17 protein-coding genes and 1 pseudogene are annotated in these 13,472 nt (G+C 34.3%); 8 read left to right on the top strand and 10 right to left on the bottom strand.

The window, feature by feature from the left end; genetic code table 11:
• Nucleotides 1-82: 82 nt before the first annotated feature.
• The 3 genes from QK255_RS05990 to QK255_RS06000 are packed head-to-tail and all read right to left on the bottom strand — an operon-like array spanning nt 83 to nt 2,481.
• Entirely contained in the window at nt 83-769 is a 687-nt protein-coding gene (locus QK255_RS05990) for a DUF2238 domain-containing protein (protein WP_002316308.1), read from the bottom strand.
• Nucleotides 747-1,241 (bottom strand): nucleoside 2-deoxyribosyltransferase, encoded by a 495-nt coding sequence (locus tag QK255_RS05995; RefSeq protein ID WP_002291949.1) that lies wholly within the window; start codon nt 1,239-1,241, stop codon nt 747-749. Before QK255_RS05995 ends, QK255_RS05990 begins: the two co-directional genes overlap by 23 nt.
• A 19-nt stretch (nt 1,242-1,260) precedes the next feature.
• Nucleotides 1,261-2,481 carry a GNAT family N-acetyltransferase gene (locus QK255_RS06000; RefSeq protein ID WP_002291948.1) on the bottom strand — a complete coding sequence of 407 codons (1,221 nt, stop codon included), beginning with the start codon at nt 2,479-2,481 and terminating at the stop codon, nt 1,261-1,263.
• A 146-nt stretch (nt 2,482-2,627) separates the two neighbouring features.
• Between QK255_RS06000 and lepA the strand changes: the two genes are divergently transcribed.
• The gene (gene lepA / locus QK255_RS06005) at nt 2,628-4,463 is read left to right on the top strand and encodes a translation elongation factor 4 (protein ID WP_002291945.1); all 1,836 of its coding nucleotides are present in this window, start codon (nt 2,628-2,630) and stop codon (nt 4,461-4,463) included.
• An 882-nt stretch (nt 4,464-5,345) separates the two neighbouring features.
• Nucleotides 5,346-5,606 (top strand): hypothetical protein, encoded by a 261-nt coding sequence (locus tag QK255_RS06010; protein WP_002329257.1) that lies wholly within the window; start codon nt 5,346-5,348, stop codon nt 5,604-5,606.
• A 180-nt stretch (nt 5,607-5,786) separates the two neighbouring features.
• On the opposite strand, the gene QK255_RS06015 is transcribed toward QK255_RS06010, so the two are convergent.
• Nucleotides 5,787-6,089, bottom strand: a complete 303-nt coding sequence (locus tag QK255_RS06015) for a hypothetical protein (RefSeq protein WP_002313710.1) — start codon at nt 6,087-6,089, stop codon at nt 5,787-5,789.
• 330 nt (nt 6,090-6,419) lie between these two features.
• Nucleotides 6,420-6,674, bottom strand: a complete 255-nt coding sequence (locus QK255_RS06020; protein WP_002306574.1) for a hypothetical protein — start codon at nt 6,672-6,674, stop codon at nt 6,420-6,422.
• A gap of 86 nt (nt 6,675-6,760) precedes the next feature.
• Here QK255_RS06020 and QK255_RS06025 point away from each other — a divergent pair, with 86 nt between their 5' ends.
• From QK255_RS06025 to QK255_RS06045, 5 genes are all read left to right on the top strand, one after another.
• Nucleotides 6,761-6,904, top strand: a complete 144-nt coding sequence (locus QK255_RS06025) for a hypothetical protein (protein WP_002291935.1) — start codon at nt 6,761-6,763, stop codon at nt 6,902-6,904.
• Between the two features lie 292 nt (nt 6,905-7,196).
• Complete coding sequence (locus tag QK255_RS06030; protein ID WP_002291933.1) at nt 7,197-7,394, top strand: cold-shock protein; 198 nt, start codon at nt 7,197-7,199, stop codon at nt 7,392-7,394.
• A 287-nt stretch (nt 7,395-7,681) separates the two neighbouring features.
• The gene (locus QK255_RS06035; protein ID WP_002291931.1) at nt 7,682-8,035 is read left to right on the top strand and encodes an ArsR/SmtB family transcription factor; all 354 of its coding nucleotides are present in this window, start codon (nt 7,682-7,684) and stop codon (nt 8,033-8,035) included.
• Nucleotides 8,013-8,690, top strand: a complete 678-nt coding sequence (locus QK255_RS06040; protein ID WP_002291929.1) for a type 1 glutamine amidotransferase domain-containing protein — start codon at nt 8,013-8,015, stop codon at nt 8,688-8,690. The genes QK255_RS06035 and QK255_RS06040 overlap by 23 nt, the downstream gene beginning before the upstream one ends.
• Nucleotides 8,691-9,614, top strand: coding sequence for an NAD-dependent epimerase/dehydratase family protein (locus QK255_RS06045; protein ID WP_002291928.1), 924 nt, complete (start codon nt 8,691-8,693; stop codon nt 9,612-9,614). It abuts the gene before it with no gap.
• 80 nt (nt 9,615-9,694) lie between these two features.
• Here QK255_RS06045 and QK255_RS06050 read toward each other — a convergent pair whose 3' ends face one another.
• From QK255_RS06050 to QK255_RS06060, 5 genes and pseudogenes are all read right to left on the bottom strand, one after another.
• Nucleotides 9,695-10,087 carry a VOC family protein gene (locus QK255_RS06050; RefSeq protein WP_002291926.1) on the bottom strand — a complete coding sequence of 131 codons (393 nt, stop codon included), beginning with the start codon at nt 10,085-10,087 and terminating at the stop codon, nt 9,695-9,697.
• A 109-nt stretch (nt 10,088-10,196) separates the two neighbouring features.
• Complete coding sequence (locus tag QK255_RS06055) at nt 10,197-10,988, bottom strand: TraX family protein (protein ID WP_002291925.1); 792 nt, start codon at nt 10,986-10,988, stop codon at nt 10,197-10,199.
• A gap of 392 nt (nt 10,989-11,380) precedes the next feature.
• A pseudogene (locus QK255_RS13330) lies at nt 11,381-11,617 on the bottom strand (hypothetical protein).
• Nucleotides 11,618-11,776: 159 nt separating this feature from the next.
• Nucleotides 11,777-12,037 carry a hypothetical protein gene (locus QK255_RS13335; protein WP_033606565.1) on the bottom strand — a complete coding sequence of 87 codons (261 nt, stop codon included), beginning with the start codon at nt 12,035-12,037 and terminating at the stop codon, nt 11,777-11,779.
• Nucleotides 12,038-12,218: 181 nt separating this feature from the next.
• Nucleotides 12,219-12,632, bottom strand: coding sequence for an Hsp20/alpha crystallin family protein (locus QK255_RS06060; RefSeq protein ID WP_002291922.1), 414 nt, complete (start codon nt 12,630-12,632; stop codon nt 12,219-12,221).
• Between the two features lie 191 nt (nt 12,633-12,823).
• On the opposite strand from QK255_RS06060, the gene QK255_RS06065 reads away from it, so the two are divergent.
• On the top strand, nt 12,824-13,462 hold the full coding sequence (locus QK255_RS06065; protein ID WP_002291921.1) for a hypothetical protein: 639 nt from the start codon (nt 12,824-12,826) through the stop codon (nt 13,460-13,462).
• Nucleotides 13,463-13,472: the final 10 nt, after the last annotated feature.

A 13,472-nucleotide genomic window follows, 5' to 3' on the forward strand; every position in this document is an offset into this window, starting at 1 on the left:
AATAAACAGTGTTCCAGAAGTAGCTTTTTCGGATATAAGCCGAAATTTTTTGAGCTGTCCACTTCTGTCACGACCTTTGTTATTAAGTATTTTTCACTTTTTCTAATTTATAACTTTCAAAGTAACGCTCATCTTTTTTACTTTGAGACCAAGCAAACAATCCCATCAAGGCAGCCCCTATCGTATTTGTCAGCAAGTCGCCCATCGTATCCATCAATGCTGCTCGTCCAACAAACAGTGTGCCATCAGAAGCAGCAAAACGTTGAAGATTCATGCCTAAGAACTGGTCGCATAAGAATTCCCAGAACTCCCAAAACACGCCGCAAAGTCCAGCAAACGCAAAGCCGAATAAGAGGAACAACCAAGGACTGGTTTTTGATATCTCCGCATCTTTCATCAAGTAACCAATCAATCCATAGCCAAGAGCTGTCAGAACCATTGGACTCACTGCATGTAAGATTTTGTCCCAAAAAGAGATGATACTAATCAAATGCATCCCTGTACCTAAAAAGACAGAGATAAATAAGAAAAACCAGTAAAACAAAACGATTGCTGCTGGAATTTTAAGTTTGAAAACTGTCAAAATGACTTGTGGCATGAAAATCAATGCAATCCCTAATAAAGATTCCACGATAAATGTGATTCCTTGAGAAGTCGAATACTTTTGGGTGATAAATTCATAAAAATTATAACAGACAACGAATACACCAAAAGCAAGTAAAGCTATTTGAACCTTTTTGATTTCTTTAATCACTGAAAGTCCCTCCATCTAAAAATCTTTTTACTTCTGAAAGCAACTCAGTCTCTGAAGAAACCACTTTTCCGTTCAATTTGATCAGTCCTACTGTATATAAGTTCAGATAGTGAAATTGATTCTCAGCTGTTTCCTGTAGCGCAGCGATTTTTTTCGGGTGGGCTCCGCCTTGCTGCCGGGTATCAGTATACAAGCCAATCACTGGGATACCTTTCGCATAAGCCACACCGATTTCTGATGCTACGCCAGCATCAATCGTCAATCCATCTAATAAAGCGATCATCAAATCGCTTTCCAGCACTTTTTCTGTATCTGCAAGAGCAATCATCCGACTGTCTGCATAAGCAGTTTTGTCATTGATTGCTTCATTTTCTTGAGGAAGATAAATTGAAAGTTTAGAAGAGATCGCTCTGACTTCTTTAACTATCTGCTCGTTATATAACAAATCACTTTTAGCAAACATTGGTGCGGCAAAATAAATTTTCATCTAAACATCATCCTTTTTATTAAAAATAATCGCTAAAGTAAGCTTCCATATTTGGAATAATACGCTCTAGTGACTTCAGTGTTTCTTCATCTGTTTCTAACCGTTCGATTCTTGCCAAATAAGAAGCACGTCGATAATTCATCATCAAGCATGTCAATGTTTGGATATTCAATCGAACAGGTTTTCCTATAGGTTCATTCAAGACACGGACTTGTCCTTGTTCATCCCATGTTAAGGCGAAGATGCCATTATTCCAAGGAGCGACAGGATCTTCAATGATGAAATGAAAAGCATCAGCTGTTCCAACAAACGGAAAATGTTGTAGGAATTCTTTTACATCAACGATCCGAGCCATAAAATATGGTTCGATCTGCTCTTTGATCTGACTGTCTTCAATCAAAAAAGCTAAGGGTTCATTTTTGTAAATATCTCCATGTACCCAGTAAATCATGGAAAAATGTGCGGAAATAAAGTTCCATAAGCCATTTCGAGCTTCTTGATCAAGATAGAACATTTCTTTTACGTGAAATATTTCTTCAGCTACCCAGTAGAATAGAACACCTCTTGGTTCATGATTGCTATCGTAGTAGACAGCGGCTGTGCGCTCATCTTCATTTTCGAAACGCCAATATTCTTCCCAATGAAAATTACTGCGGAATAAAGCACCATGGTTTCGTTGGGCAAATTTGTCATAAACGGCAAATACATCTGGATGATCAACTGGTAATCGTTCAACCATCCCACTTACTGGGACTTGTTTAGGTAGCTGTGTATCTCTGATTTTAAAGGAAAGTTTATCAGACATAATCTCCCATCCTTTGCGCCGATAATAGGGGATACTGTAAGGATACAAATAAGAGATCCATTGCTTGTTCTTGCGCATATTATCCAATGCAACGATGATTAAATCTTGCATCAATCCGTGGTTCGCATATTCTGGATAAGTTCCAACTCCAGTCACGCCTCCCATTTTATAACGTGCACCGTGAATATTGACTTCACAAGGATAGATAGCGATTTGAGAGATTAGTTTGTTTTCATGAAACCACCCGAACACTTTTGATACTTCTAAAATCGGTCTTTTGGAACGGATAAAAGCTCGTTTATTCTCAAACCCGCTTTCCTCGATATCTGCTTCAGTCACTTGGAACACATAGGAAAGTAATTCGTTGAACTGATCGATATGTTCTTGAGTGACTGGTTTTAATTCAAGATTTTCTCTAAAATCTTTTTGATCCATTTTTTCATCTCCATTTATTAGCTTGATAACAGTATAGCAAAATTCTACCAAAAAAACTTCTAAAGCTGACTAATTAAAAAGTCTTTAAATTACTGCTTTTCGTTGGTATAATGGAAAGTGCTGATTATATGAAAAGAGGAGACGCTATGGATATAAAGAAAATGAAAGAACGCCAAGAGCAGATTCGTAATTTTTCGATCATTGCTCATATCGACCATGGAAAATCTACATTGGCCGATCGTATTTTAGAAATGACGCACACTGTGACGTCTCGCGAAATGCAAGATCAGCTGTTAGACTCGATGGATTTGGAACGTGAACGTGGAATCACGATTAAATTAAATGCTGTAGAACTCAATTACACAGCGAAAAACGGAGAAACATATATCTTTCACTTGATCGACACTCCAGGGCACGTCGACTTCACCTATGAAGTCTCTCGAAGCCTTGCTGCCTGTGAAGGCGCCGTTTTAGTGGTTGATGCAGCCCAAGGAATCGAAGCACAAACATTGGCCAATGTTTATTTAGCGTTAGACAATGATTTGGAGATCCTGCCAGTCATCAATAAAATCGACCTACCCGCAGCAGATCCCGAACGTGTCCGTCAAGAAATCGAAGACGTAATCGGAATCGATGCTAGTGAAGCTGTATTAGCTAGTGCAAAAGCAGGGATTGGAATTGAAGATATTCTCGAGCAGATCGTGGAATATGTTCCAGCACCAAGTGGAGACTTAGATGCACCGCTAAAAGCTTTGATCTTTGATTCTATTTATGATAGTTACCGCGGTGTTGTTCTAAATGTCCGGATCACGGACGGTATGGTCAAACCCGGAGATAAAATCAAACTGATGAGTAATGGCAAAACATTTGATGTTACAGAAGTCGGGGTCTTCTCGCCAAAAGCAGTTGCTAGAGACTTTTTGATGGTCGGTGATGTTGGTTATATCACAGCAAGTATCAAAACTGTCCAAGATACTCGAGTAGGGGATACAGTAACATTAGCAGACAATCCTGCCGCTGAAGCTTTACCAGGTTACCGAAAAATGAATCCGATGGTTTATTGTGGTCTTTATCCAATTGATACTTCTCGTTACAACGATTTGCGGGAAGCTTTAGAAAAACTGCAATTGAACGATGCTGCTTTACAATTCGAACCAGAAACTTCTCAAGCATTGGGATTTGGGTTCCGCTGCGGGTTCTTAGGACTTCTTCATATGGATGTCGTCCAAGAACGTTTGGAACGAGAATTCAATCTAGAATTGATTACGACTGCACCATCCGTTATTTACCATGTTAATAAAACAGATGGTACGACTGCTACAGTTGATAACCCGGCAGATTTTCCTGAACCTGTAACGATCCAAGATGTAGAAGAACCATTTGTCAAAGCACAGATTATGGTGCCCAATGATTTTGTCGGTGCAGTCATGGAACTTTCTCAACGAAAACGTGGAGAATTCATTACGATGGATTATTTAGACGATTACCGAGTGAATGTCGTCTATAATATTCCGCTTTCTGAAATCGTCTTTGACTTTTTTGACAAATTGAAATCAAGTACAAAAGGCTATGCCTCATTGGATTATGAAATGTCTGGTTATCAAAAAAGCAAGTTAGTGAAGATGGACATCTTGCTGAATGGAGAAAAAGTCGATGCATTAAGCTTTATCGTTCACCGAGACTTTGCCTATGAACGTGGAAAAGCAATCGTTGAAAAACTGAAAAAACTAATCCCACGCCAACAATTTGAGGTGCCAATCCAAGCAGCTATTGGACAAAAAATCGTTGCCCGTTCAGACATCAAGGCCTTGCGTAAAAACGTCTTGGCTAAATGTTATGGTGGAGATGTTTCTCGTAAACGTAAACTCTTAGAGAAACAAAAAGAAGGGAAGAAGCGGATGAAACAAATCGGCTCCGTCGAAGTTCCGCAAGAAGCCTTCATGGCCGTTCTGAAAATGGACGAAGAAGAAAGTAAGAAGTAGTAAGAGGTCTATTTGACAATACTGAAAAAAATACCATATTTACATGGGTTTGCCACCGGAATGTCACCGGTGGTTTTTTTGTTGGTAAAATTCTCCATGATATCTACCATTTCAATTCTCATTTTATTTGTAATATGAGAATAGGTGTCCATCTAATCATGTTTTGGATGCCATGGAATCAGAGGATTAGTCGGAAACAACTTTGGATTAGTCAAAAGAATCCATGTATAAACTGAGTGATGTCGCTTAAGTTAGCGCAAAATTCTTAGCTGTTTTAAAAAATAGTTTGGCTATAATCTCTCAAAAAGTGTATTTATTCAAGTAACTTTTTCAGAAAAAATAGACTAGAAACAAAAAAAGCCAGCCCTAAGAGCTGGAAAACTTAATTTTTTGTATTCAGATAAATTAGTATGCAAATAAAAAATACTATCGAAAATACTAAACCAACTAAATAATTGGATAAAAAAAGGGGATCAGTATCTGAATCATCCCAAATCTGAATCATGAAATAGATAAATGGGAGGGATGAGACGATCAGTAAACAATCTTTTTTACGTCATGTTTTTAAACAATGTAGAACAATAATTTTATATGCACAAGTAACCCAGAATAAAATTTTACTAATAAATAACAAAGTTATATCCCCTTTATTTTTTCTCTTTTGCAATATATTTATCTTATCATTATTCATTGATTATGAGAAAAAAATGAGATTGAAGGGGGGAATCGGTAATAAAAGACTTATACAAAAATGAAGGGTTGCTTAGATACGTAGATTACTACAGTATAATAAGAACGGTTTCAAGCTATATGATCATTGATACATAAGTTCAGAAAATCGACTTAAAATGTTATTGATTAATGAGAATTGGAAAAACGGCAATGAATAAATCGAGTAAACAAGAATCGAACGTACTGAAGGCAACATTTGAAAAAGAATACGGAGTTTCTACAGAAGAAGTATATAAAGTGGCAAGTCAGGGTGTTGCTATTGCAAGTGAGGTTATTCGTAAGCTTGGATTTCTATATAAAATGATGCTCGTCAATGGGAGGGAGCGGAATGAAAAAAAAGACAGATGTTACGCTAGTAGTCATGGTATAGACGGTTTAATACTAGATATGCCGATAAAGTACCCTAATTAATTCGGATTGAAAGAATGATGAAATGCGATAGACAGCAACGGTTGAAAAATAGTAAGAACAATTATGAAGAGTTGAAATTCACATCCTTGTTTCCTAGTATGTTTTTACTATTTCCGTTGCTGTCTATTAATTTATAAACATCGGAGTTACGCATATTTAAAACACATCAATTACTTATTGTCAAAGATAGATATAATACGCATCAGCTTCCGAAGTAGCAGAATTTACCTTATGGAGTCCTTCTAATTTGATGTGGAGTTCTTTGGCAATTTCTTGAATATATTTGTTAAATATACTATTTTCTAATTTTAAATAATTAGCAATCTCTATAGAAATAACTTTTTTACATTCTTTTCCTATAAACTGAATATTAAACTGTCTTATTACACTGTTTCTATCACTTTCATTAGGAAAGCTACTTATCATCGATACATATTCTTTTATAGACATAAGAGTACTTTTTATCATTTGGAATTCATCCATAATTTCACCTTCTCTAATTATTTTAATTTTAATTTAATTATACATGATACTTTTGTTTCTATCCATTTTTTTGCTGAAGAGAAAATAAGGTAAGGAAAGTTTAACGACTATCGCTAGGTGAAAAGATAAACAGCTTCTTTTTTATTTTTTAGTTACATAGACATTCAGAAAAAAAGACAATCAACTAGTGATCGTCTTTTAGAAAGTTACCAATCAATTTTATAATATTGCTAGAAAATAATATAAGAGCAAGACCTAAAATATTTATAAAAAATTGAAATCTAAAAAAATAGCATTAAGGATAACAAGAATCATTTCGATGTATAATAATTAATCATTCTTATAAAGATATCGCAAAACAATGATGAAAAGAATAAGTGATAAAAACAACCCAACTACGTAAAAAAATAATGCTGAAAGCGATTGATAAAATGTATATTTCACTATTTTTATGATAAAAATTGCTGTAGGAAGAAAAGAAAGCATTAATATAACTGTTTTTCTAGAACGTTTAGTGAAGTAAAAAAAAGAGCTGATACCAATACAGACTGGAATCCAAAATAAAAGCATGCTAAATGTGACCACCGTATCATCTCCCATATCGTCTTATGTCAATTAGGATAATAGCACTTTATCAACTAATAACCAAATATTAAGGATAATAGTTCCGAATGGACTACAAACACACCAGAATGGAAAAAGTCAGAAAACCGGAACTAACTGAAATAAAAGCAAAGTTTAAAAAATACGGTGTTCCTACAGAAGCAGTAGATAAAATTGCGAGCAATTGTATTGCCGGCCATCATTCAGGTTGAAAAAGTAAGTAGTTAACGAAGAACAAAAAGAAAGTAGATAGATATGAGATTTTTAATCGGAGATCATACTCGTTCATTAAACAATTGTTGTGATTTTTCTGAAATTTTACATCTTTTAAACCTTATATCGAGTGATTATCCTTGTGTTAGTATTATATCCGTGTTACAGTAAATAAGTAATCTAATTTGAAACGTAATCTGAGCGATATATTCACACTATAAAAACTCCTTTTACCAAGTAATATTAATTGCAATAAAACACGTATTATATACGTATCAGGAGGAAATATATATGAATAAAGGTACAGTAAAATGGTTTAACTCAGATAAAGGTTTTGGTTTCATCACTGGTGAAGATGGAAATGACGTATTCGCTCATTTTTCAGCAATCCAAGGAGAAGGCTTTAAGTCTTTAGATGAAGGCCAAGCAGTTACTTATGATATTGAAGAAGGTCAACGCGGTCTTCAAGCAGTAAATATCGTAAAATAATGTTGAATGTTAACCACCTCATATGAGGCGGTTTTTTTGTTTATGTTGGTAGAAAAAATCCTTCACTGTAATATTAGGTGAGGGATTTTTTTCGTTCATTGATTAAGTTTAACACTATTGTTTGATTTAGTTTGTTTATTTTCTGTTACTCAGTTTTTACTTGCTTTGATATTTTTTTCTGAAACCGTCAAATCATAAAGAAGATACTTTTCTGAGCAAAGGAATTTACATATTTTACCAAATATAGTTTAATGGTTTAAACATATGAACAAAAGAGGTGAGCTACAATGATTAGACATGATCGTTTAAAAACAGAACTAGAATCATTGAGTGGTTTTTTAGCAGCGTTAGGTGACGCAAAAAGACAATTGATCTTGATTAGACTATTAAATGAAAAAAGCTGTCATGGTTTGCAAGTAGGAGAACTAACTGACGATACAGGTTTATCAAGACCAGCAGTATCGCACCACTTGAAAATTTTAAAAGACGCCGATTTATTAGAGGTCAGAGAAGAAGGAACTAAAAATTTTTACTATCTAAAACACGAAAATAAAAATATATACAAATTAAGAGATTTTTTGAATGATGTAATAACTGAAATAGAGGAGCTAAAAGACAGTGAAGAAAATTTTGATCGTTGAAACAAACGTCAATCAATATAAAGGAACAAATAAAGCTACTGGGCTTTGGCTAGGAGAAACAGTAGAATTTTTAGCAGAAATCTATAAATATCAGTTTGAAGCTGATTTTGTTAGTCCGTTAGGTGGCTATGTGCCGATTGATCCTAGAAGTATGAAAAATCTAGATTCTGATGTTATGGACATTTATTCTAATGCAACATTTATTGAAAAAGGTTTGAGGAATACGTTGTCTCCTGCAAACGTAAAGAGTGAAGATTATATTGCTATTTACTTTACCGGAGGACATGGTGTGATGTGGGATTTTCCAGAAAATAACGCATTACAAAAAATAGCGAGTGATATTTATGAATCAAATGGCTATGTATTATCTGTGTGCCACGGTATAGCAGGTTTATTGAATATCAGACTTGCTAATAATGACTATTTAATAGCAAATAAAAAATTGACTGGTTTTACTAAAACGGAGGAACGATTAGCGATGAAAAGCAAAGTAGTTCCTTTTGATAATGAAGAGATGACTGTAAAGAGAAAAGGACATTTTATCAAGAAGCGTTTCTTTAAGAGTCATGTGGTAAAGGATGGACATCTGATTACTGGACAAAACCCGTATTCAACAAGAGAACTAGCACGAACATTCATCAAGGAGGTTATCTAAATGCAAACAGTTATTGGTAGTAATGGCCAAATTGGATACGAATTAGCAAAAGAACTCAATCAAACGTACGGGAAACAGTTGCGCTTAGTTAGTCGAAATCCGAAATCAATCAACGATACAGACGAACTAATCTCAGCGGATATTTTAGATCGTGAGGCAACTATTCGTGCTGTAGCAGGAAGTGAGATTGTTTATTTTGCTGCAGGATTACCGATGGACTCCGAACAGTGGAAAACAAAATTTGAAATCATGTTAGAAAATGTCATACAGGCTTGTAAAGAAACAAAGGCGAAATTAGTTTTTTTCGATAACACTTATATGTACGAAAAAAATGACACGGAACAATTTGAGGATAGCAAATTTATTTATGATGGTATCAAATCCACTGTTCGAGCTAAAATGGCAGATCGGCTAGTGACTGAAATGGAGAATCCTGACATCGATGTGATGATTTGTCGCGCTCCTGAATTTTATGGACCTAATAAGACGCAAAGTATTACAAACAGTTTATTGTTTAACCGAGTGAAAGACGATAAGACTGCTTTGGTACCAATTTCTGATCAAACTTTAAGGACCTTGATTTGGACACCTGATGCTAGTAAAGCCATGGCACTTTTAGCAAATCATCCTGACACTTATAACCAAACTTGGCATCTACCTTGTGATGTAAGTCGAACATATGAAGAGATGATAAAGTTGATGGAAGAAAAGTTGTGCAAACCGGTAAAATATAAAGTGATCAAACAATGGATGTTTGATCTTGGTTCTATATTCAATAAAAATATGCAAGAGCTAAAAGAGTTACTACCTAGATATCATTATGATAACAAGTTTAATTCTGATAAATTTAAAAAGAAATTTCCAGATTTTGAAATAACAACATTCTCCAATGCGTTAGACGAATTATTCAAATTAGAAAAGTAATGCTACTCGAGAGAAAAAGCGATAGTTGCCATCCACTAAATATGGAAAGTCAACTATCGCTTTTTCGTTTTATCTCATGACTAGAATAACAGTTGCCAAGTAAAGCCAAACTTGTCAGTCACCCAGCAAACTTCCGTATACTTTTCGTAATTTTTTTCATGCATCATTACGGTTCCGCTATCTTTTAATGTATTAAATGCCTGATCAAATTCTTCCTGATTATCTACTTCAATCAAAATTGTAGATGCCCAGGTGGAGACAGGCGCAGGGAAATCTTTTGACATATCCAAAAATCCAATTACTTGATTGCCTAACTTAAGTTCACCTTCAAGGATAAGATCCGATTCCTCTTTGCTCGCATCCCCATACCGATTCAACTTAGTGATTTGGGAGTTAGGAAAAGCTTTGTGATACCAATTGATTGCTTCTTCTGCTTGACCATTATATGTCAAAAACGGTAATAGTTGCTTCATCTTTTTCCCTCCTGCTTCCTTTTTTGAGATCGATTGCAAAGCGATTGTAACATGGAATGGGTAAAAAAGACTAAAGACAGGAACTAAATCGAAATGGTCATTCATCAGTCTAGTATTTATATAAAAAGGCAGACAGCAAATATAATAGGGCAATATGTGCCGGATAAAAAATATAAAAGAAATATTTTATTCCTTTTCCTTTTTGTCCGTTATATAGCAAGATTGGGATGATTGAAAAGATCATTATCCACTGGGTCGTACCTAAAAAGAAGAATATTCCAGCAACAATCGAAATGATGACACATTGAATGTTACGGTGATTTCTTGCTAAATAAAGCAAAGGAATCAAAAGAACCATAAAACTATTTTCTGCCAAAAGCAGTGCAGGTAAAAATGATGTAATCAGCATAAAAACAACTTTGTTTTGAAGGATAACAGGACTAGAAAATAACAACGGGATAAATAATGAGAGCAAGATTGGTAAAATGAATAAGAGAATACTTGTAACAATCTTTTTCCAACTTCCTGTATTTTTTCCCTCAGTGAAAAGATCGATTGCATACATCATGACCGTACCAATAAACAGATCTCTGAAAATGTTATTCATTAATACTACTTCATCATAATGAACGATATTACCTAAAAAATAAGTAAAAAAGGCCATAAGAACCATTGAGAGATAAAGCCGCTGCATATATTTCTTTTTATCATGTGTATGTGAGAAGCCTACAACGCTTATAAAAAAGAACAAAGTAGCAACTGGTCTACCAAACCAATCCAGCCAGTCGGGGACACCAAACGGATAAAACATTTGATGAATGTGATCGACAAACATCAATGTAATCCCTAAAATTTTCAAGTCAAAGGTAGAAAGTCCTCTTTTCAAACGAACAGTATTCAAATTTTCCCCTCCTAATGATTAAATAAATGAAACAAGTGACAATCACATTATTAATGAATTGAAGTAAGAAATACAATCGAAAAGTCGAACATTTTTGTCATGTGAATCACTGCAAAAATCAAAACAAAGTAGAAATTATCTTTGGAATATCAGAGAATGAGGGGGGAAAATAGTATGTAACTATAATTAAATGATGTAAACTTATAATTTGCAAATAATTTCTATGCCAATGTATCACGAACCTAAAAGTAATCCAATTTGTCTAAACGTTTATCTATAATAAAAATGTGCGAAATACCGAACTTTTTTATCTTTTTATTTAGTTTTAATGCAAAAAATCAAGTTACAAGATAAATTAGTTGGGACAAACGTGTTTATACATTATTTTTTATTCAAAAAAATAGCACAATGGCAAAGAACATAAGTGAGAGCATAAGCCCCAAGGAATGACTAAAAAGAAAAGCAGAATCACATGCCATGTCATCCTAAATTTCTTCCAGAAAATAAATAAGCGGAAAAAAGGGAAGAAACAGCAAAACATCGATCCAGCACCATTTTAACCCCCTTTTGAAGTAACATAAAACAATAAACATGAATGTGCAGGGAAGTAAAAATAAAGCTTTACTCATAGCTAACAAAATACCAGCTCCTTTTATTCTTTATCCCTCACATTCAAAGAGTAACAATGGTATGTACTTAATAATAGAAAAATGGATCAACTTGTATGAATATCAAATGAAAAGTTCTACGCCAAAATAAAAAACTTCCAGCCAATTTTGACTGGAAGCTTATTTTTTTCTGAAATATCCTAACACACAAATGAAAAAGATGGCCGAAGCTAATAAACCGATTTCGTAGTAAAACAATGAAATACCAGAGTCATAATAATAAAAGCCTCTGATTTTATGGATAAAATAAATCATCGGACAAGCAGATAAAAGTAAGTATTTGTTCGGTTTTTTGAATAAGTAAAAGAAAATACTGGTCATTATGATGAATGGTATCCAAAATAAAAGTTTACTTAAGACAATCAAATGATCAACTCCCATATTTTTTACCAAGAGAGATCATACCATCTTTATCGCCAAAACAAAATATTTTTTTGTATCGTTTGAAATTTTAATTAGGATTATTGAATTAGTTCTGAATAACTATAAATTTCAATTAGAAATCACTTGTTCTTATCAAAAATAAAAATATCGCCTCTCATTTATTGAGAGGCGAAAGTTCTTAGTTTAACTCAATTTTTTTCGTTTCTTTTGGATGATGCGCCGTTTTAGGTAATGCTAATTTCAGTACACCATTTTTAAAGGTTCCGGTGATTTTTTCTTCATCAACATCAGGAAGATAGAATGAACGTTTGTAAGAGACCGAATGTCTTTCTTTCCGTACATAGTTGCCATTTTCTTTATCTTCCGTATGGGACTCGTGGTTGGCGGAGATCGTCAAAGTATTGTCTGAATATTCAACTGTCGTGTCTTCTTTGTCACAGCCAGGCATATCAGCTGTTAGTTTGTATTCTTTTTCGTTTTCAACTAAATCTACTTTTGGATAACTTGAAACACCTAAAAAATCATTGAACGCTGGACTAAACACATCATTGAAATCAGGGAACATGTCGCGAATGCTAGGTACATTTGCCATTTTTGATCATCCTTTCAATAGAGTATTTTTTATTTATCCCTATTTATGTAATAACTCTATTTTGAAAAAAATTCAAGTATAACGGTTGTCTTTGTGAATGTTTCATCTAGTGAATTACAAAGGTTATCTTTCTAATTTGAGAAAGGGTTTGCTAGAATAATAGTAAGAAAATAATTTAGAGAGGAGAAAATATGGCAAAAACCACAAATCCCTATTGGCGAGAAGAAAGCAGAATCTATCATTTAGAATTAGAAATCGCTAGGACAAGCAATCCACAAAAGAAACGTGAACTCGGCTATCTTTTAGAAAAAGAAAAAACAGCTTTGCAGCAACGAAAATGGCGAGATCGAGAAGCGCGAAATTACCAAATAAAAACGATACGTAAAACCCGTAGAAGAAAAATCGTCTATTACACATGTTGTATAGCAGGAATCATCATCGTGTCATTTTTTATAATAAGCAAATTCTTTTACCCAAATGTAGAAAAATTGGATTTAGAAAACCATCCGGCGACTAATTTTATTACACAACTGACAAAAAGCGAAGTAGATACCACAAATTTAACAAGAGAGCAAGTAGAGAAGTGGGCATACTATCATTTGAAGTTAGAAGATCCAACTATTGTAAGCGCTAACCATTATTGGTTTGACGTTCGTATCAATCAAGTTAGAGAAGTAGAAGTAGATATTTTTATGGAAGAAGTAGCTGTAGCAAACTATGTAGTTGACGCAAATGGTCACTTATATCGTATGACTGCATCTGACAAAAAAATGGTGGCGAATAAATGGGACGTACCAGAGAATTTTGAAATAGAAAACGCGAACGATTGAGATACTCGTT

This window comes from Enterococcus sp. ZQ21, assembly GCF_030053755.1.
Lineage (GTDB): Bacteria > Bacillota > Bacilli > Lactobacillales > Enterococcaceae > Enterococcus_B > Enterococcus_B lactis.

Coding starts and splice junctions, on each gene's coding strand:
- QK255_RS05990 (WP_002316308.1), bottom strand. CDS start 769: ATGGAGGGACTTTCAGTGATTAAAGAAATCAAAAAGGTTCAAATAGCT.
- QK255_RS05995 (WP_002291949.1), bottom strand. CDS start 1,241: ATGAAAATTTATTTTGCCGCACCAATGTTTGCTAAAAGTGATTTGTTA.
- QK255_RS06000 (WP_002291948.1), bottom strand. CDS start 2,481: ATGGATCAAAAAGATTTTAGAGAAAATCTTGAATTAAAACCAGTCACT.
- lepA (WP_002291945.1), top strand. CDS start 2,628: ATGGATATAAAGAAAATGAAAGAACGCCAAGAGCAGATTCGTAATTTT.
- QK255_RS06010 (WP_002329257.1), top strand. CDS start 5,346: ATGAATAAATCGAGTAAACAAGAATCGAACGTACTGAAGGCAACATTT.
- QK255_RS06015 (WP_002313710.1), bottom strand. CDS start 6,089: ATGGATGAATTCCAAATGATAAAAAGTACTCTTATGTCTATAAAAGAA.
- QK255_RS06025 (WP_002291935.1), top strand. CDS start 6,761: ATGGACTACAAACACACCAGAATGGAAAAAGTCAGAAAACCGGAACTA.
- QK255_RS06030 (WP_002291933.1), top strand. CDS start 7,197: ATGAATAAAGGTACAGTAAAATGGTTTAACTCAGATAAAGGTTTTGGT.
- QK255_RS06035 (WP_002291931.1), top strand. CDS start 7,682: ATGATTAGACATGATCGTTTAAAAACAGAACTAGAATCATTGAGTGGT.
- QK255_RS06045 (WP_002291928.1), top strand. CDS start 8,691: ATGCAAACAGTTATTGGTAGTAATGGCCAAATTGGATACGAATTAGCA.
- QK255_RS06050 (WP_002291926.1), bottom strand. CDS start 10,087: ATGAAGCAACTATTACCGTTTTTGACATATAATGGTCAAGCAGAAGAA.
- QK255_RS13335 (WP_033606565.1), bottom strand. CDS start 12,037: ATGGGAGTTGATCATTTGATTGTCTTAAGTAAACTTTTATTTTGGATA.
- QK255_RS06060 (WP_002291922.1), bottom strand. CDS start 12,632: ATGGCAAATGTACCTAGCATTCGCGACATGTTCCCTGATTTCAATGAT.
- QK255_RS06065 (WP_002291921.1), top strand. CDS start 12,824: ATGGCAAAAACCACAAATCCCTATTGGCGAGAAGAAAGCAGAATCTAT.